General features: G+C 73.0%; 25 protein-coding genes. 14 read left to right on the top strand and 11 right to left on the bottom strand.

The window, feature by feature from the left end:
* Positions 1-31: 31 nt before the first annotated feature.
* On the top strand, positions 32-637 hold the full coding sequence (gene folE, locus B9S64_RS14405; protein ID WP_103490509.1) for a GTP cyclohydrolase I FolE: 606 nt from the start codon (positions 32-34) through the stop codon (positions 635-637).
* Between the two features lie 67 nt (positions 638-704).
* Here the strand turns inward: folE and B9S64_RS14400 are convergent, their stop codons facing one another.
* The 6 genes from B9S64_RS14400 to B9S64_RS14375 form a co-directional block, all read right to left on the bottom strand.
* Positions 705-1,187, bottom strand: a complete 483-nt coding sequence (locus tag B9S64_RS14400) for a DUF3180 domain-containing protein (RefSeq protein WP_103490508.1) — start codon at positions 1,185-1,187, stop codon at positions 705-707.
* A 125-nt stretch (positions 1,188-1,312) separates the two neighbouring features.
* A complete protein-coding gene (gene folK, locus B9S64_RS14395; RefSeq protein WP_103490507.1) occupies positions 1,313-1,924 on the bottom strand; it encodes a 2-amino-4-hydroxy-6-hydroxymethyldihydropteridine diphosphokinase in 612 nt (203 codons plus the stop codon).
* Complete coding sequence (gene folB / locus B9S64_RS14390; protein ID WP_103490506.1) at positions 1,921-2,280, bottom strand: dihydroneopterin aldolase; 360 nt, start codon at positions 2,278-2,280, stop codon at positions 1,921-1,923. Before folB ends, folK begins: the two co-directional genes overlap by 4 nt.
* A 192-nt stretch (positions 2,281-2,472) precedes the next feature.
* Positions 2,473-2,952 (bottom strand): nuclear transport factor 2 family protein, encoded by a 480-nt coding sequence (locus B9S64_RS14385; protein WP_103490505.1) that lies wholly within the window; start codon positions 2,950-2,952, stop codon positions 2,473-2,475.
* Positions 2,949-3,746, bottom strand: coding sequence for a dihydropteroate synthase (gene folP, locus B9S64_RS14380; RefSeq protein WP_181012230.1), 798 nt, complete (start codon positions 3,744-3,746; stop codon positions 2,949-2,951). Before folP ends, B9S64_RS14385 begins: the two co-directional genes overlap by 4 nt.
* A gap of 245 nt (positions 3,747-3,991) precedes the next feature.
* Positions 3,992-5,797 (bottom strand): phosphatidylglycerol lysyltransferase domain-containing protein, encoded by a 1,806-nt coding sequence (locus B9S64_RS14375; protein ID WP_103490503.1) that lies wholly within the window; start codon positions 5,795-5,797, stop codon positions 3,992-3,994.
* A gap of 171 nt (positions 5,798-5,968) precedes the next feature.
* Between B9S64_RS14375 and B9S64_RS14370 the strand changes: the two genes are divergently transcribed.
* Positions 5,969-7,090 carry an esterase family protein gene (locus tag B9S64_RS14370; RefSeq protein ID WP_103490502.1) on the top strand — a complete coding sequence of 374 codons (1,122 nt, stop codon included), beginning with the start codon at positions 5,969-5,971 and terminating at the stop codon, positions 7,088-7,090.
* A gap of 135 nt (positions 7,091-7,225) precedes the next feature.
* Here B9S64_RS14370 and B9S64_RS14365 read toward each other — a convergent pair whose 3' ends face one another.
* Positions 7,226-8,407, bottom strand: coding sequence for a betaine/proline/choline family ABC transporter ATP-binding protein (locus B9S64_RS14365; RefSeq protein WP_103490501.1), 1,182 nt, complete (start codon positions 8,405-8,407; stop codon positions 7,226-7,228).
* 133 nt (positions 8,408-8,540) lie between these two features.
* Between B9S64_RS14365 and B9S64_RS14360 the strand changes: the two genes are divergently transcribed.
* The 4 genes from B9S64_RS14360 (at position 8,541) to B9S64_RS14345 (ending at position 12,078) form a co-directional block, all read left to right on the top strand.
* Complete coding sequence (locus tag B9S64_RS14360; RefSeq protein ID WP_103490500.1) at positions 8,541-9,239, top strand: ABC transporter permease; 699 nt, start codon at positions 8,541-8,543, stop codon at positions 9,237-9,239.
* A gap of 3 nt (positions 9,240-9,242) precedes the next feature.
* On the top strand, positions 9,243-9,917 hold the full coding sequence (locus B9S64_RS14355) for an ABC transporter permease (protein WP_103490499.1): 675 nt from the start codon (positions 9,243-9,245) through the stop codon (positions 9,915-9,917).
* Positions 9,918-9,970: 53 nt separating this feature from the next.
* A complete protein-coding gene (locus tag B9S64_RS14350; RefSeq protein WP_103490498.1) occupies positions 9,971-10,945 on the top strand; it encodes an ABC transporter substrate-binding protein in 975 nt (324 codons plus the stop codon).
* 104 nt (positions 10,946-11,049) lie between these two features.
* Positions 11,050-12,078, top strand: a complete 1,029-nt coding sequence (locus B9S64_RS14345) for a hypothetical protein (RefSeq protein ID WP_103505269.1) — start codon at positions 11,050-11,052, stop codon at positions 12,076-12,078.
* Between the two features lie 59 nt (positions 12,079-12,137).
* Here the strand turns inward: B9S64_RS14345 and B9S64_RS14340 are convergent, their stop codons facing one another.
* On the bottom strand, positions 12,138-13,280 hold the full coding sequence (locus B9S64_RS14340; protein WP_103489533.1) for an NADH-quinone oxidoreductase subunit D: 1,143 nt from the start codon (positions 13,278-13,280) through the stop codon (positions 12,138-12,140).
* A 32-nt stretch (positions 13,281-13,312) separates the two neighbouring features.
* A complete protein-coding gene (locus tag B9S64_RS14335) occupies positions 13,313-14,305 on the bottom strand; it encodes an SAM-dependent methyltransferase (RefSeq protein WP_109492055.1) in 993 nt (330 codons plus the stop codon).
* Between the two features lie 96 nt (positions 14,306-14,401).
* On the opposite strand from B9S64_RS14335, the gene B9S64_RS14330 reads away from it, so the two are divergent.
* Together B9S64_RS14330 and B9S64_RS14325 are read left to right on the top strand one after the other, a co-directional pair.
* On the top strand, positions 14,402-15,610 hold the full coding sequence (locus B9S64_RS14330) for a sensor histidine kinase (protein ID WP_103490494.1): 1,209 nt from the start codon (positions 14,402-14,404) through the stop codon (positions 15,608-15,610).
* A 23-nt stretch (positions 15,611-15,633) separates the two neighbouring features.
* A complete protein-coding gene (locus B9S64_RS14325) occupies positions 15,634-16,308 on the top strand; it encodes a response regulator transcription factor (RefSeq protein WP_103490495.1) in 675 nt (224 codons plus the stop codon).
* 41 nt (positions 16,309-16,349) lie between these two features.
* On the opposite strand, the gene B9S64_RS14320 is transcribed toward B9S64_RS14325, so the two are convergent.
* A complete protein-coding gene (locus tag B9S64_RS14320; RefSeq protein WP_219818774.1) occupies positions 16,350-17,456 on the bottom strand; it encodes a DUF5937 family protein in 1,107 nt (368 codons plus the stop codon).
* Positions 17,457-17,590: 134 nt separating this feature from the next.
* On the opposite strand from B9S64_RS14320, the gene B9S64_RS34470 reads away from it, so the two are divergent.
* A complete protein-coding gene (locus tag B9S64_RS34470; RefSeq protein WP_181387628.1) occupies positions 17,591-17,764 on the top strand; it encodes a hypothetical protein in 174 nt (57 codons plus the stop codon).
* A 96-nt stretch (positions 17,765-17,860) separates the two neighbouring features.
* On the opposite strand, the gene B9S64_RS14315 is transcribed toward B9S64_RS34470, so the two are convergent.
* Positions 17,861-19,015 (bottom strand): low specificity L-threonine aldolase, encoded by a 1,155-nt coding sequence (locus tag B9S64_RS14315; protein ID WP_103489882.1) that lies wholly within the window; start codon positions 19,013-19,015, stop codon positions 17,861-17,863.
* A 165-nt stretch (positions 19,016-19,180) separates the two neighbouring features.
* Between B9S64_RS14315 and B9S64_RS14310 the strand changes: the two genes are divergently transcribed.
* From B9S64_RS14310 to B9S64_RS14290, 5 genes are read left to right on the top strand one after another with little or no spacing between them, the layout of a single operon-like run.
* Positions 19,181-20,275, top strand: coding sequence for a Rossmann-like and DUF2520 domain-containing protein (locus tag B9S64_RS14310; RefSeq protein ID WP_103489883.1), 1,095 nt, complete (start codon positions 19,181-19,183; stop codon positions 20,273-20,275).
* Positions 20,272-21,279: a pantoate--beta-alanine ligase gene (gene panC, locus B9S64_RS14305; RefSeq protein WP_103489885.1), complete on the top strand. Its 1,008-nt coding sequence runs from the start codon at positions 20,272-20,274 to the stop codon at positions 21,277-21,279. The genes B9S64_RS14310 and panC overlap by 4 nt, the downstream gene beginning before the upstream one ends.
* Position 21,280: 1 nt before the next feature.
* The gene (locus tag B9S64_RS14300; RefSeq protein WP_103489886.1) at positions 21,281-23,053 is read left to right on the top strand and encodes an L-aspartate oxidase; all 1,773 of its coding nucleotides are present in this window, start codon (positions 21,281-21,283) and stop codon (positions 23,051-23,053) included.
* Entirely contained in the window at positions 23,050-24,087 is a 1,038-nt protein-coding gene (gene nadC / locus B9S64_RS14295) for a carboxylating nicotinate-nucleotide diphosphorylase (protein WP_103489888.1), read from the top strand. The genes B9S64_RS14300 and nadC overlap by 4 nt, the downstream gene beginning before the upstream one ends.
* Positions 24,087-24,884 carry a type III pantothenate kinase gene (locus B9S64_RS14290; protein WP_028442162.1) on the top strand — a complete coding sequence of 266 codons (798 nt, stop codon included), beginning with the start codon at positions 24,087-24,089 and terminating at the stop codon, positions 24,882-24,884. The genes nadC and B9S64_RS14290 overlap by 1 nt, the downstream gene beginning before the upstream one ends.
* The last annotated feature ends 31 nt before the right edge of the window (positions 24,885-24,915 follow it).

Here is a 24,915-nt window from a genome sequence, read left to right as displayed (position 1 = left end):
GCATGCGACAGCACAGAGGAACGAGGCACAGATGACCGACCCCGTGACACTCGACGGGCAGGGTTCGATCGGCGAATTCGACGAGAAGCGGGCCGAGGCCGCCGTACGGGAGCTTCTCATCGCGGTCGGTGAGGACCCGGACCGCGAGGGGCTGCGGGAGACGCCGGCCCGCGTGGCGCGCGCGTACAAGGAGATATTCGCGGGCCTGTACCAGGAGCCCGAGGACGTCCTGACGACCACGTTCGACCTCGGCCACGACGAGATGGTCCTCGTCAAGGACATCGAGGTGTTCAGCACGTGTGAGCACCACCTGGTGCCCTTCCGTGGCGTCGCGCACATCGGATACATCCCGGCGACCAGCGGCAAGATCACCGGGCTGTCCAAGCTGGCCCGGCTGGTGGACGTGTACGCCCGGCGGCCCCAGGTGCAGGAGCGGATGACCACGCAGATCGCCGAGTCGCTGATGGCGATCCTGGAGCCGCGCGGGGTCATCGTGGTCGTCGAGTGCGAGCACATGTGCATGTCGATGCGGGGCATCCGCAAGCCCGGCGCGAAGACGCTCACCTCCGCCGTACGCGGTCAGCTGCGCGACCCGGCGACCCGCGCGGAGGCGATGAGCCTCGTCATGGCGCGCTGAGGCGTACAGGCACGGGCGGTGACCGGGGGATCCCCCGGTCACCGCCCGTGTCCCGTGCGGGCCCGTGTCAGGCCGCGGCGGTGCTTTTGTGGTCCTCGCCGTCGTCGGGGAGCCGGCAGACGCGCTCCAGGAAGACCGCGGCGGCGACCACCGCGATGCCGGCGACGACCGCGAGCCCGGAGTAGATCGCCTGGTCGCGCCGGGGCGGAATGTCCAGATAACCGAGCAGGAAGACGAAGACGCCGCCGTACATCCCGGCGACCAGCGACGCGACGAGCGCGCTCGCCTGCCCGAAGACCACGGCACGCGCCGCCATGAGGGGCTCGACGCCCTTGGCGCCCGGACGGCGCTCCCGCTGGGCGCGCAGCCGCGACCGTATCGACAGGGCCGTGGCGAGCAGCACGACGGCGATCGCGGCGAGCACGACGGGCGCGGCGAGGGGCACGCTCGGCAGGGACCCCAGGGAGTCCCAGAGGCGGGACCCCGCCCAGGACAGCACACCGGCTCCGAAGAGGATTCCGGCCAGCGGCCCGAGCCGTAGTTGCTTCACCGAGAGTGCCGCCCTTCGCCGCTGTGCCGGTGCGGGGCGGTGCCGTGCCGGACGCCGCCCGTGTCGTCGTACCCGGATACCCGTCGTACCCGTGTACCTGAGCTGTGTGCCCTTGAGCCTAACGACTACTCGGGGAGGCGGAGTTCCAGGTCGGCCCGGGGAAGCACGCCCTGTCTGCCGACGTCCGCGAGCAGCTCGGCGACCGGACCGGAACCGGGCAGCTGGGCCTCGGGGTCCACGTCGTGCCAGGGGGCGAGGACGAAGGCGCGCTCATGGGCGCGCGGGTGGGGAAGGGTCAGTGACGGCTCGTCGGAGACCACGTCGGCGTACGACACGATGTCCACGTCCAGGGTCCGGGGACCCCAGCGCTCCTCGCGGACCCGCTCGAAGGCCTCCTCGATGGCCTGGCCGCGCTCCAGCAGGGAGGACGGGGGCAGGGTCGTCTTCACCACGATCACCGCGTTGAAGTAGGACGGCTGGGAGCCGGGGTCCACGCCCCAGGGCTCCGTCTCGTACACCGGGGAGACGGCCTTGACCCGCAGACCGGGGGTGTCCTCCAGGGCGTCGATGGCCCCCTGGAGGGTCTCCAGCCGGTTGCCCAGGTTCGAGCCGAGGGCGAGCACCGCGCGTTTGGGGTTGGAGAGGGTGACGTCCGCGGCGTCCACCTGCTCGACGACGGAGGCCGGGACCGGCTGGACGGTGGGGTCGCTCTGCCCCTCGGTGGAAAAAGCGGTCATGCTCGGCTCCGGGTGATGGTGATGGTCACGTCGTCGAAGGGGACGGTGATGGGGGCGTCCGGCTTGTGGACGACGACTTCGACCTCCTCGACCCCTTCGTGTGCGAGGCACTGGTGCGCGATGCGTTCGGCGAGGGTCTCGATCAGATCGACCGGTTCCCCTGTGACGACGGCGACGACCTCTTCCGCGACCACGCCGTAGTGCACGGTCTTCGTCAGGTCGTCGGCGGCCGCCGCGGGGCGGGTGTCGAGGCCGAGCACCAGGTCGACGATGAAGGTCTGGCCCTCTTCCCGTTCCTTGGGGAAGACACCGTGGTGTCCACGGGCCTTGAGGCCGCGCAGCGCGACACGATCCACGCGAATCACTCCTGCTGTTGTCGTCTCCGGTGGCACCCGCCCGTGTGCGGACGGTGGGGTGCCGTCTTTCGAATCTACCTGCGGGCACCGACAGGGCCGACGAGCGGGGGGACGCGGAACGGCGCGGCAGGGACCAGGAACGGCGTTTACCCGTGATCGGGGAATCCAATCCCCCCAGCGCGTATCAGGCGCTCAGGAGGGGGTTTCCTCGTCCTCCTCGCCGGTCTCCGCCAGGACGGGGGAGCCGTGGTGCGACCAGAGCTTCCAGCCGTCCGGTGTGTGCCGGAACACGTTGGAGGCGACGACGAGCTGGCCGACGAGCGGACCGAGCGCGTCGCCCTCCTCCGCGGGGCCCCCGCTGAGGATGTTCTCGGTGCAGGTCACCAGGGCGGTGTCACCGGTCATGGCGACCTGGACGTCGGTCAGGAAGAACTGGATGTACTCGGTGTTCGCCATGATCAGCGCGTAGCTGCGCAGGACCTCGCCGCGGCCCGAGAGGACCGGCCAGCCGGGGTGCACACAGGAGACCGTGAGGTCCTCGCCCGGCAGCCAGAGCCCCGAGAGTGCGTCGAGGTCGCCGCGCTCCACCGCCTCGTAGAACGCGGTGTTGGCCTCCTCGACGGCCCGGACGTCGGCGGCCGCCGCCTCGTGCCCGTCGCGCGGGGAGTTCACGCGGCTCCCTCGACGGCGCGGGCGACGCGCACCGCGTCCGCCGTGGCGCGGACCGCGTGGACCCGGACCGCCCAGGCTCCGGCGTTCGCGGAGAGGGCCGAGACCGCGGCGGTCGCAGCGTCGCGCTCCCGGGCCGGCGGCGGGGTGCCGTCCGGGCCGGCCAGGACGTGTCCGAGGAACCGCTTCCGGGAGGCGGCGACGAGCAGCGGCCGGCCCAGCTCGCGCAGCCGGTCCAGGTGGGCGACGAGGGTGAGGTCCTGGGCGGCGTTCTTTGCGAAGCCGAGCCCCGGGTCGATCACCAGGCTCTCCGGGGCCACCCCGCCGTCGATCACCGTGTCCATGCGTGAGCGCAGCTCCGTGAGGACCTCGGAGACGACGTCCCCGTACACCGCGCGGCTGTTCATCGACGCGCTGAAACCGCGCCAGTGCATCACGACGAACGGCACCCCGGCGGCGGCCACGACCGGGATCATGTCCGGGTCCGCGAGGCCGCCGCTCACGTCGTTGACCAGGGTGGCCCCGGCGGCGACCGCCTGTTCGGCGATCTCGGCGCGCATGGTGTCCACGGAGAGGGTGACGCCCTCGGAGGCCAGCCCCCGCACGACCGGGATGACCCGGCGCAGCTCCTCCGAGGCGTCCACCCGGCTGGCGCCGGGGCGGGTGGACTCGCCGCCGACGTCGATCAGGTCCGCGCCCTCGGCCACGAGTTCGAGGCCGTGCTTGATCGCCGCCGTGGTGTCGAACCAGTGGCCGCCGTCCGAGAAGGAGTCGGGCGTCACGTTGACGACACCCATGACCGCACAGCGGTCCCATCCCGGCAGACCCCGCACCGTGCCCCGTCCTCGCAACGTACTCATGGGGTCAGCCTAAGTGCTGTCCCGTCATCCCTGGCGGGCGCACGACGACAGCTACGGCACCTCGCCGCGTTGTCGGGACGTCCGCATACATCCAGTATGCGGACGTCCCTCCGCCTTGCGATCTACCGCATCTGACGCCGCGCGCTGATCCACCAGGGATTACGGGACAGCCCTTAGAGGGATCAGGCGGCGCGGACGCTCCGGTCCGAGGGCCGGTCGCCGCGGTGGTCGCAGGGGCGGGGAGCGCGGGGGCGGAACGGACGGGGCGGGACGAGGTTCACGAATCCCTCCGCCTGAAGGGCCGCGAGGCCGATCCGGGGCAGCTCGCCGCTTTTGCGGAAGACCACGAAGCGGGGTTCCCAGCGCGGCCGGAACTTCGCGTTGAACTTGTACAGCGACTCGATCTGGAACCAGCGCGACAGGAAGATCAGCAGTCCCCGCCACCAGCGCAGCACCGGGCCCGCCCCCAGCCGCTCACCGCGGGCGAGGGCGGAGCGGAACATCGCGAAGTTGAGCGAGACACGGGTGACCGAGAGCCGGGGCGAGGCCTGGAGGGCGGCGACGATCAGGAGTTCGTTCATCCCGGGGTCGGCCGACCGGTCGCGCCGCATCAGCTCCAGCGAGAGACCGTCCTCGCCCCACGGCACGAAGTGGAGCACCGCCTTGAGGTCACCGTACGGGGACGGGTCGTCGCCGCCGGTCCCGGCCAGATGGGCGGTGGCGATCACGCAGTCGCCGTCGGCCTCGTCACCGAGCCGGCCGAGCGCCATGGAGAAGCCGCGCTCGGTGTCGGTGCCCCGCCAGTCGGCGGTGGCCCTGCGGATGCGCTCCAGTTCGGTGGCGCCGATGTCGCGGACGCGCCGGACGCGGGTCTCGTAGCCGTTACGTTCGATGCGCTTGACCATCTGGCGTACGTTGCGCATCGCGCGTCCGGCGAGGGAGAAATCCGCGACGTCCACCACCGCCTCGTCGCCGATCTCCAGCGCGGTCAGGCCCGTCTCGCGGGTCCACACCTCGCCGCCGGTCTCGCTGCACCCCATGACCGCCGGGGTCCAGGAGTGGGCCCGCGCCTCGTCCATGAAGCGTTCGATGGCACCCGGCCAGGCCTCCACGTCCCCGACCGGGTCGCCCCCGGCGAGCATCACCCCGGAGACCACGCGGTAGCAGACGGCGGCCTTGCCGCTGGGCGAGAAGACCACGCTCTTGTCGCGGCGGAGCGCGAAGTACCCCAGGGAGTCCCGGCCGCCGTGCCGCTCCAGCAGGGCCCGCAGCCGTGCCTCGTCCTCCTCGCCGAGCCGGGCGGCGGGGTGTTCGGGCCGGAAGGCGAAGTAGATCGTGGTGACGGCGGTCAGCAGCCCGAGCGAGCCCAGGGAGTACGCCACCGTCCACGAGGTCGCCCCGGTGTAGTCGACGGGCCCCTCCAGGCCCAACAGGCCGTACAGCACGTGCTGGAGCCGGTCGGCTATGGAGGGGTCACCCACCACCCGCCCCGGGTGGACGCTGACGATGACGAGGCCCAGGGCGAGCGATCCGGCCCCGAGGAGGAAGAAGTTGGCCAGGGCGCGCCAGCGGCTCCGCGGGTCCGGAAGGGCCGCGAACTCGGCCCGGTGGCGGACCAGCAGGAAGCAGAGCGCGAGGGAGAGCACCACCCCGAGGACGGAATGGCGGTAGGAGAACTGCGCCACGGCGCCCGCGGGCAGCAGGATGACGGCGGACCGCCAGGCCCGCCGTTTGCGCCGCTTGATGCCGTGGGCGAGCAGCAGGAGCAGGACGCCCGAACTGAGCGACAGCGCCGCGGCGAAGGGGCCGAGCGCGCCGGGGAGCACCTCGGCGAGGGTGTGCATCCGGCTGTGCCGGAAGCCGGGGAAGACGCCCGCGGCGACGTCGATCAGACCGACGGCCGCGCACGCGCCGCCCACCAGGAGTGGCACCGATTCGGGCCGTGGGCCGCGGAGGAACCTGCGGCGCCGGCTCTCCTGCGGAACCATTCCTGATTTATCACTATCTACCGTGACAGACATCGCTTCCTGTGGCCTCGCGCGAGATTTTCGGGTCCGTCGGCCGAAGCCCTACGGACGGTGTGCCCTCTAGGACGAGTTATCTCCGGGGCGGGTTCATCCGCTACCCGGAAATTCCTGCACAGAAAGCTCATTCGCACCATGGGTCTCACCAGTAACGCGGTTCTGGCCGTCGCGGTCTCCCTGGCCGTCGCGCTGTTCACCGTCACCGTCTGGCTCTGGCCGAGGCTGGCCGCCCGGAGCGCCGGCGCCGTCGCCGGCCGGATCGGCCTGCTGCTGGCGACCCAGCTGCTGGTGTTCGTCTCGGTCGGTCTGCTCGCCAACCACTCCTTCCTCTTCTACGGCTCCTGGGACGACCTGTGGGGGCGTCAGCAGGAGCTGGGCACCGTGGTCGACCACGGTGCGGGGACCGGGGCGACCGGGGGTGTGGTGCGCACCGGGGCGCAACGGCCGGACGTCCCGGGTGGCAGCCGGCCGGCCACGGTCGGGCGCATCGACAAGGTGGTGGTGGCCGGGCGGGCCTCGGGCATCGACAGCCCCGCGTACGTCTATCTGCCGCCGGAGTACTTCCAGCCGGAGTACGCCCGGCGGACGTTCCCGGCGGTCGTGGTGCTCACCGGGTACCCCGGGACCGCGGAGAACCTGATCAAGGGGCTGCGCTACCCGCGTACCGCCCAGGAGCGGGTGCGGGCGGGGGCGTCGCAGCCGATGGTCCTGGTGATGCTGCGGCCGACCGTGGCGCCGCCCCGGGACACCGAGTGCGTGGACGTCCCGGGCGGCCCGCGGACCGAGACGTTCTTCGCCGAGGACCTGCCTCGGGCTGTCTCCCGGACCTACCGGGTCGGTGACCGGGCCCGCAACTGGGGGGTGATGGGCAACTCCACCGGCGGCTACTGCGCGCTGAAGCTGGGCCTGCACCACCCGGACCGCTTCGCCGCGAGTGCCGGCCTCTCGGCCTACTACAAGGCCGCCGAGGACCCCACGACCGGCGACCTCTTCCACGGCGACGACGCGGCCCGCCGCCGCGCCGACCTGCTGTGGAGCCTGGACCACCGGGCCCCGGCCGACTCGTCCTTCCTGGTCACGACCTCCCTGAAGGGCGAGGGGAACCTGCGCGCGACCCGGCAGTTCATCGACCCGGTGAAGGCGCCCGCCCGGGTGTCCTCGATCGTGCTGGACAGCGGCGGGCACAACTTCAACACCTGGCGCCGCGAGATCCCCGGCGCGCTGGAGTGGATGAGCGGCAGGCTCTCGGCGGAGTGAGGCGGCCCCGGGGTGGACCGGGGTGGACCGGGGTGGACCGAGGCGGCCCCGGGGTGTCCCAGGGCGGACTGACGCGGGCTCAGGCTCAGGCGGAATCAGGACCCAGCCGGACCGGCGCGGCCCAGGCCGGACCGGTCAGGGACCGGCGACCGTGGCGACCGTCTCCACCGCGACCCCGGCGCGCGGGACGTCGTGCGCGTCCGCGTCGATCGAGCGGCGCAGCGCCTCGTGGAGGCGGGCGGGGGTGAGGACGCCGAGGAAGCGGCCGGTGCTCTCCGGGTCGACGACCGCGATCCAGCCGGCGTCGTGCTGGAGCATCGTGGCGAAGGCCTGCTTGAGGGGGGAGCCCAGCGGGAGCCACGCCTCCATCCTGCGGGCGTGCTCCCGGACCGTGCCGCCGGTCCGGGCCGACGAGGCGTCCTCGGCCGGGATCCAGCCGTGCAACTGGTCGTCGCCGTCGAGTACCACCGCCCAGCGGGCCCCCTCGGCCCGGAGCCGCTCGGTCGCCTTCGCCAGCGGGTCGTCGAGGTGGACGACCGGCGGCCGGTCCAGGTCGCTCTCCTCGACGGGGGTGACCGAGAGCCGCTTCAGGCCCCGGTCCGCGCCGACGAAGTCCGCGACATAGGGCGTCGCGGGCGCCCCCAGCACGGTGGCGGGCGAGTCGAACTGCTCGATACGGCCCTGCCCGTACACCGCGATGCGGTCACCGAGCCGTACCGCCTCCTCGATGTCGTGCGTGACGAACAGCACCGTCTTGCGGACCTGGGCCTGGAGCCTGAGGAACTCGTTCTGGAGCCTTTCGCGGACGACGGGATCGACCGCGCCGAAGGGCTCGTCCATCAGCAGGACCGGCGGGTCGGCGGCCAGCGCCCTGGCCACGCCCACCCGTTGGCGCTGGCCGCCGGAGAGCTGCTCGGGATAGCGGTCACCGTGGACGGAGGGGTCGAGTCCGACGAGGTCGAGGAGTTCGGCGGCGCGCTCACGTGCCTTTCCCCGCTTCCAGCCCAGCAGATGGGGAACGGTCGCGGTGTTCTCCAGGATCGTCTTGTGCGGAAAGAGGCCGACCTGCTGGATCACATAGCCGATACGCCGGCGCAGTCGCACGGGGTCGATGGCGGATATGTCGTCCCCGTCGAGGAATATCCGGCCCTCGGTCGGTTCGATCAGCCGGTTCACCATCTTCATGGTGGTCGTCTTCCCGCATCCGGAAGGCCCGACGAGCGTGACCAGTTCACCCTCGGCGACCTCGAAGGAAAGGCGGTCGACGGCGGTGGTTCCGTCCGCGTAGCGTTTGGTGACCTGCTCGAAACGGATCATGGTTCCCCATTGTGGCGCGGATGGTGTGAAGGACATGTTGCCGGAATACGACGGCTTCGGCGATTGTCAGTGCTCGGGGATAGGGTCGCCGGTGATCGGGTAGACGAGGGCGACGCGGGAGGTGGGGGGACGTATGGCCGAGCAGAACTGCCTGGTGGCGAACGACTGGATCTGCGGGGAGTATCTGCGCTCCCGCAGCCAGGAGTTGGCCGATGCCACCGTCCAGCACATCTGGATCACCGCGGTATCGGTGCTGATCGGGCTCCTGGTGGCATTTCCGCTCGCCCTGCTGGCCCGCCGGGGCCGGCATTTCGCGGGACCGGTCCTGGGGCTGACCACCGTGCTCTACACCGTGCCGTCACTGGCGATGTTCTCGCTGTTGCTGCCGCTGTTCGGGCTCTCCGCGGCGCTGGTCGTCACCGGTCTGGTGCTGTATTCGCTGACCATTCTCGTGCGGAACATACTCGCGGGCCTGGAAGCCGTTCCACGGGAGGCGAGGGAAGCCGCGAAAGGCATGGGTTACGGCCCCGCGCGACTTCTCTGGGAAGTGGAACTCCCACTCGCACTTCCCGCGTTGATGGCCGGTCTGCGAATCGCCACGGTCTCGACCGTCGCGCTGACCACGGTGGGCTCCCTCGTCGGCAAGGGCGGACTGGGCAATCTCATCGAGGACGCGCTGCCCAGCTTCTTCAAGGCACAGGTGCTCACCGCGTCCGTGCTCTGCGTGCTGCTCGCGGTCGCCGCGGACCTGTTGCTGCTCGGCGTGCAGCGCATGCTCACGCCCTGGACCCGGATACCGGGGCCCGCGGCCCCGGCGGCGGAGGCGGGCTGATCCATGGGAGTCGTTCAGGGGGCCTGGACCTGGCTGACCACCGGGGCCAACTGGTCGGGGGAGAACGGCGCCTCGCACCGGCTCGGTGAGCATCTGTACGTCAGCGGGGTCGCCCTCGCGGTGGCCTGTGCCCTCGCGCTGCCGCTCGCCCTGTATCTGGGGCACATCGGCAAGGGCGGAGCCCTCGCGGTCAACCTCTCGAACGTGGGGCGGGCGGTCCCGGTCTTCGCGGTGCTGGCCCTCTTCATGCTGACGCCCCTGCGCAACTCCGGCTATCTGCCCACGATCGTCGCGCTGGTGCTGTTCGCGGTGCCGCCGCTGCTGACCAACGCCTACGTCGGCATGCGGGAGGTGGACCGGTCGGTGATCGAGGCCGCGCGCGGCATGGGGATGTCCGGCGGGCAGCTCTTCGTACGGGTCGAACTCCCGCTGGCCTACCCGATGATCATGACCGGGCTGCGGTCCGCGGCCGTCCAGGTGGTCGCCACCGCGTCGATCGCCGCCATGGTCGGCCTCGGCGGCCTGGGCCGGATCATCACCGCCGGCTTCAACACCTACGACACGGCACAGGTCTTCGCCGGTGCCGTGCTGGTCGCCCTGCTGGCCCTGGTCGTGGAAGGCGTCCTGGTGGCGCTGGACCGGCTGCTGTCCCCCGTTCGCCGCCGCACGACCGCATGAACGCGGTCCTCCAGGACCGCGCAACCACGTTTCTTTCCCGGACGGAGAACAACATGAGCAGGACCTCGCGCACAGCCGGAGTGCTCGTCTCGGTGGTCGCGCTGGCCGGGGCACTCGCGGCCTGCGGCGGCGACAGCCTGGAGAAGGAGAAGGGCGGTTCGGACGGCGCCTCGGGAGGGGGCGGGAAGAAGGGCTCGCTCGTCGTGGGCGCCGCCGCGTTCACCGAGTCCAAGGTGCTCGCCGAACTGTACGCACGCGTCCTGGACGAGGCCGGGTACAGCACCTCGGTCACCACGGTGAAGAACCGTGAACTCTACGAACCCTCCCTGGAGAAGGGCGAGATAGACGTCGTCCCGGAATACGCGGCGACCCTGGCGGAATTCCTCAACGCCAAGGTCAACGGGGCCGACGAGGCCCAGAAGAAGCCGGTCGCCTCCCCCGACACGGCGGCCACCGTCACCGCTCTGGAGAAGCTGGCCGCCCCGCTCGGGCTGAAGGTGCTCCCGGCAGGCGGAGCCGTCGACCAGAACGCCTTCGCGGTCTCCAAGGAATTCGCGGAGAAGAACAGCCTGGAGACCCTTTCCGACCTCGGCCGTTCCAAGATCAAGGTGAAGATCGCGGCCGGTGACGAGTGCGAGATCCGCCCCTTCTGCGCACCTGGCCTGAAGAAGACGTACGGCATCGACGTGTCCGGGATCGACCCCAAGGGCGTGGGCACTCCGCAGTCCAAGCAGGCGGTGCGGGACGGCGCCGACCAGTTGGTGCTGACCACCACCACGGACGCGGTGCTGGACGGGCTGGTGTTCCTGGAGGACGACAAGAAGCTCCAGAACGCCGACAACGTCCTTCCGGTGCTCAACGCCAAGGACGCGGGCGCCCCGGAGATAGCCGACGCGCTCGGGAAGCTCACCGATGTGCTCACCACCGAGGACCTCGCGGAACTGAACCGCGAGGTCGACGCGGAGCGCGCCAAGCCCGCCGACGCGGCCGAGAAGTATCTGCTGGCGAAGGGGCTGATCAAGAAGTAAAAGGGCGTTTCGGAGGACCGAAGGGGAGGCCCGGAGGTAACCGGCGGGGAACAGATTGGCGGGCGGCCTCCCAAGTGGCGCGCGCGCACGGTAAATTTCGAGCCATGCCACGAGGACGCCACCGCCATTCGCCACCCCTTCACAGAATCCTGCCGCCTTCCGTGGTGGCCGGAGTGTCGGTCGTCTGCGCCGCCGCGGCCTGGCCGGTGTCGGAACCCCTGGTTCTGCGCGTGCTGGTGGCCGCCGCGGCGGCCACCGCCGTCACCGGCGCCTGCCTGATGCGCAGCTGGGACCGGGCCGCGGGGCTGCGGGTCGCGGAGCTGAACCGGGAACGCGCCGGGGAGGAGTGGAGGGCCGAGGAGCGGATGGCCGAGCTGGAGGCCGACCTCGACGAAGCGCGCGAACTGCGGACCCGGCTGGAGGCGAAGCTGCGCGCCAAGCGGGTGGAGCTCACCGGGCTGCGCGGTGAACACGCCGCCCTGCTCCGCCGGTACGCCACCGCGGAGACCGAGCGGGCCAGTGCCCTGGAGGGCCGCAGGCAGCTCGCCATCGAGGCCTCCACGCCCCGGGAGCTGCCCGCCGCGCGGTCCACGCCGACCCCCGGCGCGTATCTGCGTGCCGCCCAGGCGTTGCGGGACCTGGCGCGCAACGCGGCGCTCCAAGAGGCCCGTCGCACGGCGGAGCTGGCCCGGTCGCGCGATCTGGCCGAGCGCGCCGCGGAGCGGGACCCGGAGGGCGAGGGCCCGAAGGGGAAGCACGCGGCGGTCGCCGGGGCGGAAGACCGGCAGCACCGCCGTACGCCCGCCGCGCTCCCCGCCCCGCAGCCCTCGCCCGCCCCGGTGCGGGCACCCCGCGCGGGGGCCGCCGCCTCGGCGGTCGTCCCGTACGCCGCGCGCCGCCACCTCGCCCCGAGGGGAAGCTTCGACTTCTTCGGTACGCAGCGGGAGGGCGCCGCCCCGGCCGGGTCCGTGCAGGACGAGGACCTCGCGGACGTGGTGGGTGAGGAGGCGCTGGCCGCGCACCGTACGGGCACGGCCCAGGACCGCGCCGTCGGGGAGGTCATCGACCTCACCGCCCACGACGAGACCGAGCAGCTGGACATCGTCCCGCTGCGCAGCGCCGTCTCCTCGTAGCCCGCCCGGGGACCGCCGGAGCGCCGGGACCGTCCGGTGCCCGGCGCCCCGGGGGCCCGCTACTTGTCGATGTCCCCGACGACGAAGAAGAGCGAGCCCAGGATCGCCACCATGTCGGCCACCAGCGTGCCCGGCAGAAGCTCGGTGAGCGCCTGGATGTTGTTGTACGACGCGGACCGCAGCTTCAGCCGGTACGGCGTCTTCTCGCCGGTGGAGACCAGGTAGTAGCCGTTGATGCCGAGCGGGTTCTCGGTCCACGCGTAGGTGTGGCCCTCCGGTGCCTTCAGGACCTTGGGCAGCCGCTGGTTGATCGGCCCCGGGGCCAGGTCCGCCATCCGGTCCAGACAGGCGTCGGCCAGGTCCAGCGCGTTGTGCGTCTGCTCCAGCAGGCACTCGAAGCGCGCCAGGCAGTCCCCCTCGGTCCGGGTGACGACCTTCAGGGTGTCCCGCAGCTCCCCGTACGCCAGATACGGCTCGTCGCGGCGCAGGTCGAAGTCCACCCCGGACGCGCGGGCGATCGGGCCCGACACCCCGTAGCCGTGCACGGCCTCCGCGGACAGCACGCCGACGTCCCGGGTGCGGCCCCGGAAGATCTCGTTGCCGAGGACCAGCCGGTCGTACACGTCCATCCGGGAACGGACCGACGCGACGGCGTCCCGGGCCCGGCCGAGCCAGCCGGCGGGCAGGTCCTCCTTGAGGCCGCCGACCCGGTTGAACATGTAGTGCATCCGGCCGCCGGAGACCTCCTCCATCACGGCCTGGAGCTCCTCGCGCTCCCGGAAGGCGTGGAACATCGGGGTGATGCCGCCGAGTTCGAGCGGATAGGAGCCGAGGAACATCAGGTGGTTCAGCACCCGGTTCAGCTCCGCCAGCAGGGTCCGCGTCCAGACGGCGCGCTCCGGGACCTCCATGCCGAGCATCCGCTCGACGGCCATCACGACACCGAGTTCGTTGGAGAACGCCGACAGCCAGTCGTGGCGGTTGGCGAGCATGATGATCTGCCGGTAGTCGCGGGCCTCGAAGAGCTTCTCGGCGCCGCGGTGCATGTACCCGATGACCGGCTCGGCCTGCTGGACGCGCTCCCCGTCGAGTACGAGCCGCAGCCGGAGCACCCCGTGCGTGGAGGGGTGCTGCGGACCGATGTTGAGCACCATGTCGGTGCTCTCTGCCGCGCCGCCGATGCCGACCGTCGTCTCCGTCATGCCCGACAGTATCCCTCCCGCGCCGTCCCGGTTCAGGTGCGGTCTCCCGGGGCCACCCACTGTCGCAGCCAGCCGAAGTCACCCAGGCCGCCACGGGCGGTCAGTTCGGCGGCCTCGCCGGCCGAGGCCAGCGCCCGGACGTAGCCGGCCGGGTCGGTGGACGCCCGTGCGAGCGGCGGCCGTTCGCCGCTGACGCCCAGCTCCCGCAGCGCCGTGCGCTGGTCCACCAGCTCGGCCCCGGAGCCGATGTGCGCCGTGGCGGCCGCGCACGCGTCGAGCGCCACGTGCGCCGTCAGGTCGCAGCCGCCGTCCGGCACGGGCCGCACCTCCCGCCCGGCCCGGAACCCGGTCAGGGTCCCGAACGGCGGGCGGGCCGGGCGCGCGTGCGCGTAGTCCACGGCCACCGCGAGCCCGCCGGCCAGCGAACCGACCGCCCCGGCCCATGCCTCGTCGCGCGGGCGGCCGATCTCCGCGCGCTCGCCCGGCCGGGTCAGCGGCCACCAGCGCTCCAGCCACCGGGCGTCCTCGCCCGTCACCGGACCGCCCAGCCGTTCCGCCCCGTCGGACCGGCGGACCAGGACCCGGCGCACCACCCCGTCCGCGTCGGCCTCGGCCACCTCGGCGGGGACGTTGTCCAGCCACTCGTTGGCGAACAGCAGACCCCGTACCCCCGAGGGGACGCCGGAGCACCAGGTGACGGCCGGGTCGAGGCCCGGCGGGCGCGGGGCCAGCTCCACGGCGTACGCCCGTACGGCCAGCGAGGGGTCCTCGGCGGGCAGCGCGGCCAGGACCCCGGTCAGCAGCTCGCCCCGGCCGGCACCGACGTCCACCAGATCGACCGTGCCGCTCCCCAGCTCCCGGGCCGTGCGGACCAGCAGCCGGGCGACCGCCGAGGCGAAGAGCCCGGAGGCGTGGACGGAGGTGCGGAAGTGTCCCGCGGGCCCTTCCGGGCGCCGGTAGAACCCCTCGTCCCCGTACAAAGCGGTCCGAGTCGCTTCCCGCCAGCCGCACCACTCATCCGTCATGTAGGCAAGTCTCCACCTTGGGGAGTACGGTCCCAGGACCTGGATCGGCCCTCCGGCTGACCCGGGTACCGATCCGGTGTCCCTACGCTGGGTGACGTGCAGCGCCTCTACGATTTCATCCGCAGACACCCGACGGGCGTCGACACCTTCTGGGCTGTCGCGCTCCTCGGGCTCTCCGGCATGTCCATCGTGGGGAACCAGGTGGGGAGCGGCCGGGAGCGGGTCGCCGCCGTGCCGCTCGCCGTCGCCCTGTGCGTGGTGGTGGCGCTGCGCCGACGCGCGCCCGAGAAGATGCTGCTGCTCGCGATCGGCACGGGCCTGGCCCAACTGCTCCTCGGGGTACGGCCGGACGTGGCCGACTTCGCCCTGCTGGTGATCACCTACACCGTGGCCTCCGTCGGCGAGCGGTGGGCGTCCCGGCTCGCCCTGGCCTGCTGTCTCGGCGCGGCGGCGCTCTCGCGGCTGCGCTGGCCCCAGACGACGGAGACGGACGGCTGGGCGCAGACGGTCTTCGTGGTGGTGGTGCTGACCGTGCCGTTCGTCCTGGCCTGGGTGCTCGGCGACTCGTTGCGCACCCGGCGGGCCTACTTCAGCCAGCTGGAGGAGCGGGCGGCCCGGCTGGAGCGCGAACGCGAGGCGCAGTCCAAGGTGGCGGTGGCCGCCGAGCGCGCCCGTATCGCCCGGGAACTGCACGACGTGGTCGCGCACAACGTCTCGGTGATGGTGGTGCAGGCGGACGGCGCCGCGTACGTCATGGAGACCTCCCCCGACCAGGCCCGGCAGGCGCTGGAGACCATCTCCGGCACCGGCCGGCAGGCGCTCGCGGAGATGCGCAGGCTGCTCGGCGTGCTGCGCACCGGCGACGCCCCGGAGAGCGGGGAGTACGTCCCCCAGCCCGACGTCGAGCAGATCGAGGAGCTCGTCGGCAAGGTCAGGGAGACGGGCCTGGTGGTGGACTTCAGGATCGAGGGCACCCCCCGTCCGCTGCCGAGCGGGGTCGAGCTGACCGCGTACCGCATCGTGCAGGAGGCCCTCACCAACACCCGTAAGCACGGCGGCCCGGACGCCGGTGCCAGTGTGCGGCTGGTCTACTTCGACGACGGTCTGGGACTGCTGGTCGAGGACGACGGCCGCGGTGCCTCCCACGAGCTGTACGAGGACGGCGGGGCGGACGGCGCCGGGCACGGCATGATCGGGATGCGGGAGCGGGTCGGGATGGTGGGCGGCACGCTGGACGCGGGACCGCGCCCCGGCGGCGGCTTCCGGATCAGCGCGCTGCTGCCGCTCAAGCCCGCGAACCAGTGACCCCGAGGACAGGACGGCCCCAGATGGCGATCCGCGTGATGCTCGTCGACGACCAGGTGCTGCTGCGCACCGGCTTCCGGATGGTGCTCGCGGCCCAGCCGGACATGGAGGTCGTCGCGGAGGCGGGGGACGGCCAGGAGGCGCTCGACGTCCTGCGCTCGACCGCCGTGGACGTGGTGCTGATGGACGTACGGATGCCACGGCTGGACGGTGTCGAGGCGACCCGGCGCATCCGCGCGCGGACCGATCCGCCGAAGGTGCTCATCCTGACCACCTTCGACCTGGACGAGTACGCCTTCTCCGGGCTGAAGGCGGGCGCCAGTGGCTTCATGCTCAAGGACGTGCCGCCGGGCGAGCTGCTCTCCGCGATCCGCTCCGTGCACAGCGGTGACGCCGTGGTGGCCCCCTCCACGACCCGCAGGCTGCTCGACCGGTTCTCCCCGATGCTGCCGAGCGGCGGCACGGAACCGCGGCACAAGGACGTCGAGCGGCTGACCGGGCGCGAGCGCGAGGTGATGCTCCTGGTCGCCCAGGGGCTGTCCAACGGGGAGATCGCGGGGCGGCTGGTGCTGTCCGAGGCGACCGTGAAGACCCATGTGGGCCGCATCCTGACCAAGCTGGGGCTGCGCGACCGCGTCCAGGTGGTCGTCCTGGCGTACGAGACCGGCCTCGTCCGGGCCGGCGGTCACCCGGGCTGAGCGGCCCCCGGCTCCTCTCCGGGCGGCCGGGCGGTGCCGGTTCACCGCAGGACGCCCTCCAGGAAGTCGCTGCCGAGCCGGGCCACCACCGTGAGGTCCAGCGTGTGCAGGACGTAGCGGCCGCGCCGGCGGGTGGTGACCAGACCGGCCTTCTTGAGCACCGCCAGGTGCCGGGAGACCTCGGGCGAGGTGATGCCGTGCGAGTCGGCGAGCTCGCCCGTGGTGTACGGGGAACGGGCCAGGTTGCGGCACATCCGCATCCGCATCGGGTGGGCCAGGGCCTCCATGCGGAGCTGGAGGAGTTCGACGGAGGCGGGGGACGGCAGCTCGGGCCGGCGCACCGGGTAGTGGATCACCGGCCGCCAGCCCGGGGCGTGCAGCACCATCAGATGGGGCCAGCCGAAGCTGGTGGGGATGAGGGTGAGACCGGTGCCTGCGGCGTCGGTGCGCCCCTCCGCCAGCTTGTCGACGCTGATCCTGCCCGCCTCCTCGTCCAGCGACACGGCGGCGGAGACCGCTTCCAGCGCCGGGCCGAGACCCTTGTGCCGCAGCACCTCGGTCTTGTGCCGGGCGTCGGCCGCCAGCGCGACCTGGACGCGCCGCCAGGTGTCCGCGAAGAAGGCCTGGTCGCAGTCCTCGAAGAAGCGCCGGATCCAGCGGCGTACGGAGGCGGGGTCGGACAGCAGCCGCCGGCTGAACTCCACCTGTGCGGGGCCCCGGGCCGCCGCCATGTCCAGCGCGCGCTCGCGCGTCCGGGCGTCCGTGAGCGGGGACGGCGTCCCCGCCCCGTACAGGCCGGCGCAGGTGAACTCCAGGGCGGCGGTGACGAACCGCTCGTCGTCCAGCCGGTCGAGGATGTCCAGGTCGTCCGCGAGGGTCGCCCCGGTCCTGCCGTCACCCCCGCGCACCCCGGCGAACGGCATGAAGATGTCGGAGAAGGTGTTCCGCCAGAGGAACTCCGCCTCGCGCATCCGGTCCGCGAGATCGGGCTCCAGCGAGGCGGCCGTCGCGGTGGCCCAGCCGTGCAGCCCCGGGTGGTGCCCCGGCTCGGAGAGCGCGTGCAGGGCCTGCCCCAGCTCGACCAGCGGGGAGACCTCGAAGACCACGTGTTCGGGGGCCACGCCCGCCATGTCGATGTGTACGCTCACCCCTCCATGGTGCGGGTACGCGGCCGGGAGGCCCGCCCGTTTGACGGGGGCTGTCAATCGACGGGGCGCCTGGCCGTTTGACGGGGGCCGTCAACCGACAGGACGTCCGGCCGGCGCGGGGTCAGGCTGGGGGTATGGACATCGTTCAGCAGCAGATCCTCGACAGCTACCGCGCGGCGCAGCACGGCGAGGCGCCCCCGCCGCCGCCCGGCCGCCACGACCGGGAGGTGCTGCGCGAACTGCGCGGACGCCTCCGGGCCTGGGCCGCCGCGCACCCTCCGCCCGACCGCCGCCCGCCGCCCGGCTGAGACGGGGCCGCGCCCCGGCCCGGACCGGATGCCGACGGGGCCGCGCCCCGCGCCCGGACCGGACGCCGTTGTCGCGTGCGCGGCCCCGTCCGGTGCTCACCCGAGCCGTTCCACGAACCCCGCCACCGCGTCCCGTACGTCCCCCGCCGTCCACTCCAGTCCCGGAGCCGCCACCGTGACCTCGGTGTACGAGAGGCCGGGCGGGCCGGCGGGTGCCGGGAACCAGCGGCGGAAGAGCGTCACACCGGTCTCCTCGGCCTGCCGCACGGACGCCTCGTCCAGTACGTCGGTGCAGTAGGGCAGCCACACCTGGAACTGGTGGGTGTGCGGCGGCTCCGGGTGCACCCGGGACCACGGCACCCCGGAGCCGGCGAAGCCCTCCGCCAGCGCCCCGGCGACCAGCTTGGCGTGCGCCACGTACGACGGCAGCCTCGGCAGCTCACGCTCCATGCCCAGCAGGGCGGAGAGCGCCGCCGGGAACTGCTGGAAGACCTGCCCGCCGTAGCGGTGGCGCCAGGTGCGGGCCTCCTCGACCAGTGCAGCGGGGCCCGCGAGCACCGCCCCTGAGAGCCCGTCCAGCGACTTGTAGAACGACACGTACACGCTGTCCGCGAGCGCGGCGATCTCCGGCAGGCCGCGGCCGAGGTGCGGGCCGCACTCCCACAGCCGGGCCCCGTCCAGGTGGACCACGGCGTCCCGGTCGCGGGCGGCGGCCACGACCGCCTCCAGCTCCTCCCAGGAGGGCAGCGTGAAACCGGCGTCCCGCAGCGGCAGTTCCAGCATCAGGGTGCCGAAGGGCTCGGGGACGTCCCGGACCTCCTCCGCGGTGGGCAGCCGGGGTTCGGAGGTGGGGTGCACCGTGCGCAGGCCGCTGACCACCGAGAGGGCGCCCCCCTCGTGGACCTCGGGGTGGGCGAGGGGGTGCAGGGCCACGACCGGGTTCCCGGTACGCCCCGCCCAGCAGCGCAGCGCGACCTGCTGCGCCATCGTCCCGGTCGGGAAGAACGCGGCGGCCTCCATGTCCAGGAGGTCGGCGGTGCGGCGCTCCACCTCGGCGACGACGCCGTTGCCGTAGGTGTCGGTCCATTCGTCCGGGGCGTGGACGGTTCCGGCGTCGGCGGCCAGCGAGGCCAGCCGTTCGGCCAGGGGGCGGTCCGCGGAGGACCGGGACAGGATCCTCTCCGACCGCCGCCACGCGGTCAGCCTGCGGTGCCGTCGCCTCTGTTCCTCGGTCTCTTCGGTGTCTCCCATGGGACGATCATCCTCGGCCGCCGGAGCCGTCCGCGCCCCGGGTGCTCCGCCGCGAGAAGTTACCCACAGGCTGTGGACAGCCCGGGTCGCCGTCGAGGTGCTGGCGTAGCATGCAGAGAAATCGTCCGGTACCCCCCGCGGACTGGAACGGAAGGCCGTCGCCGCGTGAACCCATCATTTTCCCAGGAGCCCCTCGACGCGAGGGACCGTCCCGCCCGCCTGACCGTGGGCGTGGTCGGCGCGGGCCGGGTCGGACCCGCGCTCGCCGCCTCGCTGCGGCTGGCCGGGCACCGCCCGGTCGCCGTGTCCGGCGTCTCCGACGCGTCCGTGCGCCGGGCCGCCGCCCTGCTCCCCGACGTCCCCCTGGTCACCCCCGCCGAGGTGCTGGCCCGCGCCGAGCTGGTGCTGCTGACCGTCCCCGACGACGCCCTGCCGGGCCTGGTCGAAGGGCTCGCCGAGACCGGTGCCGTACGTCCGGGACAGCTGATCGTCCACACCTCGGGGCGGTACGGCACCCGGGTGCTCGACCCCGCGCGGCGCGCCGGGGCCCTCCCGCTCGCCCTGCACCCGGTCATGACGTTCACCGGCACCTCCGTGGACGTCCAGCGGCTGGCCGGATGCTCCTTCGGCGTCACCGCTCCCGAGGAGCTCCGGCTGGCCGCCGAGGCGCTCGTCATCGAGATGGGCGGCGAACCGGAACAGATCGCGGAGGAGGCCCGCCCGCTCTACCACGCGGCGCTCGCCCTCGGCGCGAACCACCTGGTCACCCTGGTCGCGCAGTCCATGGAGCTGCTGCGGAAGGCGGGGGTGGGCGCCCCCGACCGGATGCTCGGCCCGCTGCTCGGAGCCGCGCTCGACAACGCCCTGCGCTCCGGCGACGCGGCGCTGACCGGCCCCGTCGCCCGGGGGGACGCGGGCACCGTGGCCGCGCATGTGCGCGAGCTGCGCACCCACGCCCCGCAGTCCGTCGCCGGATACCTCGCCATGGCCCGCACCACGGCCGACCGGGCGCTCGCCTCCGGCCTGCTCAAGCCGGAGTCCGCGGAGGACCTCCTCGGCGTCCTGTCGGACAGCGCGCACACGGTGAACGGCTCGTACGGGCTGAACGGCCCGCACGGACGCGACGACGCCGACGAACCGCACCGACGGAACGGTCCGGACGGTCCGGACGGGTTGAACGGTCCGGACGGGGCGAACGGCCCGGAGGGGCAGGACGGACAAGGCGGCCCGGAGGGCTCCGGACCGGGGGAGAACCGATGACCACCGCACCCGCCACCCTGCTGCGCACCGCCGCCGAGCTGGACGCCCTCGCCCGGCCCGCCGGAGCCCGGCGCGCCGTCACGATGACGATGGGCGCCCTGCACGACGGCCACGCCACCCTGATCCGGGCGGCCCGGGACGCCGTGGGCCCGGACGGCCAGGTCGTCGTCACCGTCTTCGTGAACCCGCTCCAGTTCGGTGAGTCCGCCGACCTCGACCGCTACCCCCGCACCCTGGACGCCGACCTCGCCGTGGCCGTGGCCGCCGGTGCCGACGCGGTCTTCGCGCCGTCCGTGGACGAGGTCTATCCGGGCGGCGACCCCCAGGTCAGGATCGTCGCGGGCGCCATGGGCGAGCGGCTGGAGGGCGCCGCGCGCCCCGGCCACTTCGACGGCATGCTCACCGTCGTCGCCAAGCTCCTCCACCTCACCCGGCCCGACGCGGCGTTCTTCGGGCAGAAGGACGCCCAGCAGCTCGCGCTGGTCCGCCGGATGGTGCGCGACCTGAACTTCGGCATCGACATCGTCGCCGTACCCACGGTCCGCGACCCGGACGGCCTCGCCCTTTCCAGCCGCAACCGCTTCCTGAGCGCCGACGAGCGCCGTACCGCGCTGGCGCTGTCCCGGGCGCTGTTCGCCGCCCGTGACCGGCTGGCCGCGCGGCAGGCGCTGCACGCCCGTGCCCGGTCCGTGGCGTCCGGAGCCGACCGGGCCGCCGGACTCACCCGGCTCGGCGAGGCGCGCGCGGCCGCCGACTCCCAGGCGGTGGCCGCGGCCCTGACGACCACGGGGCCCGCCGTGGTGCGGGCCGCCGCGCGGGCCGTCCTGGACGAGGTGGCGGAGGAGTCCGTCCCGCTCGTCCTCGACTACCTCGCGCTGGTGGACCCCGCCGACTTCACCGAGATCCCGGAAGGCCGTGAGAACGGCGAAGCGGTCCTCGCCGTCGCCGCGCGGGTGGGCGCCACCCGGCTGATCGACAACATCCCGCTGACCCTTGGAGCCTGACGTGACCGGAATACGGCTGACCGCCCCCGCCCCCGGCTGGTCCATCGACGCGGACGTCGTCGTGGTCGGCTCGGGCGTGGCCGGTCTCACCACCGCACTGCGCTGCGCCTCGGCGGGCCTGGCCACGGTCGTCGTGACCAAGGCCCGGCTCGACGACGGCTCCACCCGTTGGGCCCAGGGCGGCATCGCGGCCGCGATCGGCGAGGGCGACACCCCCGAACAGCACCTGGACGACACCCTGGTCGCCGGGGCCGGTCTGTGCGACGAGGCGGCGGTGCGGACCCTGGTCACCGAGGGCCCCGGCGCCGTGGACAGGCTGATCGGCACCGGCGCGCGGTTCGACACGACCGAGGCCGGTGCCCTGGCCCTGACCCGCGAGGGGGGCCACCACCGCCGCCGCATCGCGCACGCCGGCGGCGACGCGACGGGCGCGGAGGTCTCCCGCGCCCTGGTCGGCGCGGTCCGCTCGGCGGCCCTGCGCACCATCGAGAACGCCCTGGTCCTCGACCTGCTCACGGACGCCGAAGGCCGTACGACGGGCGTCACCCTGCACGTCATGGGCGAGGGCCAGCACGACGGCGTCGGAGCCGTCCGGGCCCCTGCGGTGGTCCTCGCCACCGGTGGCATGGGCCAGGTCTTCTCGGCCACCACCAACCCGCCGGTCTCCACCGGTGACGGGGTGGCCCTCGCGCTCAGGGCGGGCGCCGAGGTCTCCGACCTCGAATTCGTCCAGTTCCATCCGACCGTCCTGTTTCTCGGCGCCGGCGCCGAGGGCCAGCAGCCGCTGGTCTCCGAAGCGGTACGGGGCGAGGGCGCCCACCTCGTCGACGCCTCCGGGACCCGTTTCATGCTCGGGCAGCACGAGCTGGCCGAGCTGGCCCCCCGCGACATCGTCGCCAAGGCCATCACCCGGCAGATGCGTCTGACGGGCACCGAGAACATGTACCTGGACGCCCGCCACTTCGGCGCCGAGATGTGGGCGCGCCGCTTCCCGACGATCCTCGCCGCCTGCCGCGCCCATGGCATCGACCCCGTCACCGAGCCGGTCCCGGTGGCACCCGCCGCGCACTACGCCTCCGGCGGTGTCCGGACCGACCTGTGGGGACGGACGACGGTGCCCGGCCTGTACGCCTGCGGGGAGACCGCCTGCACCGGGGTGCACGGGGCGAACCGGCTGGCGTCCAACTCCCTCCTGGAGGGCCTGGTCTTCGCCGAGCGCATCGCGGCGGACATCGTGGCGGCCGGCCCCCAGGAGCGGACACCGGAGCGGGCATCCGAGCGGGCGGACGGTCAGGACCCCGCGCCGGCTCCCGTGCCCCTGCTCGCGGCCGAGTCCCGGACCGCAGTCCAGCGGATCATGACCCGGGGCGCCGGGGTCATCCGGTCCGCGTCCACCTTGGCCGAGGCCGCGGAGCGGCTGGAGGCGCTGGGACGCACCGCGGATGCCTTCGACACCGACGCCAAGGACGCCGTCCCCGGTGTGGAGGCGTGGGAGGCCACCAACCTCCTGCTCGTCGCCCAGGTGCTGGTCGCCGCCGCCCGGGAGCGCGAGGAGACCCGCGGCTGCCACTGGCGCGAGGACCGGCCCGACCGCGACGACACCAGCTGGCGCCGCCATCTCGTCGTCCGGACCGGACCGGACGGGCGGCCGGTCGTGAGCCGTACGCGGGACGCCGCCTTCCCGCCCGTACGCCCCGGCGCCCCGGCGGACCCCGCCGGACCCACCGACCTTCCGAACCACCCCGCCGAAGCCCCCCAGGAGCCGCAGCCGTGAGCACGCCCGAAGAGAACCCGCGTCCCACACCGGTGGACGTCCCGCTGATCCAGATCGGTGTCCCGGCCGAGTCGGGCGGCGGTTGCGGCGACGACTGCGGTTGCGGCGACGGTTACGACCCCGACGCTCTGGAGTGCGGCCTGGACCCCGCGCTCGCCCGGCTCCTCGCCGAGGCGGGTCTCGACCCCGTCCAGGTCGAGGACATCGCCCATGTGGCCATCGAGGAGGACCTGGACGGCGGGGTCGACGTGACGACCGTCGCCACGGTCCCCGAGGACGCCGTCGCCATCGGTGACTTCACCGCCCGCGAGGCGGGTGTCGTCGCGGGCCTGCGCGTCGCCGAGGCCGTCCTGTCCATCGTCTGCACCGACGCGTTCGAGGTGGAGCGGCACGTCGAGGACGGCGACCGCGTCGTACCCGGCCAGAAGCTGCTCACCGTCACCACCCGCACCCGCGATCTGCTCACCGGCGAGCGCAGCGCGCTCAACCTGCTCTGCCGGCTCTCCGGGATCGCGACGGCGACCCGCGCCTGGGCGGACGTGCTGGAGGGCACGAAGGCCCAGGTCCGCGACACCCGTAAGACGACCCCCGGGCTGCGCGCGCTGGAGAAGTACGCGGTGCGCTGCGGCGGTGGCGTCAACCACCGGATGTCGCTGGTGGACGCGGCCCTCGTCAAGGACAACCACGTGATCGCGGCGGGCGGTGTGGCCGAGGCGTTCACCCGGGTGCGGGCCGCGTTCCCCGAGCTGCCCATCGAGGTCGAGGTGGACACCCTGGAGCAGGTCCGCGAGGTGCTGGACGCCGGTGCCGACCTCATCCTGCTGGACAACTTCACCCCGGTCACGACCGCGGAGGCGGTCGCCCTGGTCGGCGGCCGCGCGGTGCTGGAGTCCTCCGGCCGGCTCGCCCTCGACTCCGCCCGCGCCTACGCCGAGGCCGGTGTGGACTACCTCGCGGTCGGGGCGCTCACCCACTCGTCGCCGATCCTCGACATCGGCCTGGACTTCCGTGACGCCGAGGAGGCCGGCGTCTGATGCTGCTCACCATCGACGTCGGCAACTCGCACACGGTCCTCGGGCTGTTCGACGGCGAGGAGATCGTCGAGCACTGGCGGATCTCCACCGACGCCCGCCGCACCGCCGACGAACTCGCCGTGCTGCTCCAGGGCCTTATGGGGATGCATCCGCTGCTCGGCATGGAGCTGGGCGACGGGATCGAGGGCATCGCGATCTGCTCCACCGTCCCCGCCGTCCTGCACGAACTCCGCGAGGTCACCCGCCGCTACTACGGCGATGTCCCCGCCGTGCTGGTGGAGCCGGGCGTCAAGACGGGCGTACCGGTGCTGATGGACAACCCGAAGGAGGTCGGCGCGGACCGCATCGTCAACGCGGTCGCCGCCGTCGAGCTCTACGGCGGTCCGGCGATCGTCGTGGACCTCGGCACGGCCACCACCTTCGACGCGGTCTCGGCCCGCGGCGAGTACGCGGGCGGGGTCATCGCGCCCGGCATCGAGATCTCGGTGGAGGCGCTGGGTGCGAAGGGGGCCCAGCTCCGCAAGATCGAGCTGGCCAGGCCGCGCAGCGTGATCGGCAAGAACACCGTCGAGGCCATGCAGTCCGGCATCGTGTACGGCTTCGCGGGGCAGATCGACGGGGTCGTCGCGCGGATGAAGAAGGAGCTGGCGGCCGACCCGGACGACGTCACCGTCATCGCGACGGGCGGCCTTGCTCCGATGGTGTTGGGTGACGCCTCCGTCATCGACGAGCACGAACCCTGGCTGACGCTCATCGGGCTGCGCCTGGTCTACGAGCGCAACCTCGCCCGGATGTAGGGCGCGCCCACGGCCACCTGCGGGAACGGCC

The sequence above is a fragment of the Streptomyces sp. SM18 genome (assembly GCF_002910775.2).
GTDB classification, from domain to species: Bacteria; Actinomycetota; Actinomycetes; order Streptomycetales; family Streptomycetaceae; genus Streptomyces; species Streptomyces halstedii.
Note: the sequence above shows the minus strand (reverse complement) of the source record. Positions and strands in the feature narration are given on the sequence as shown.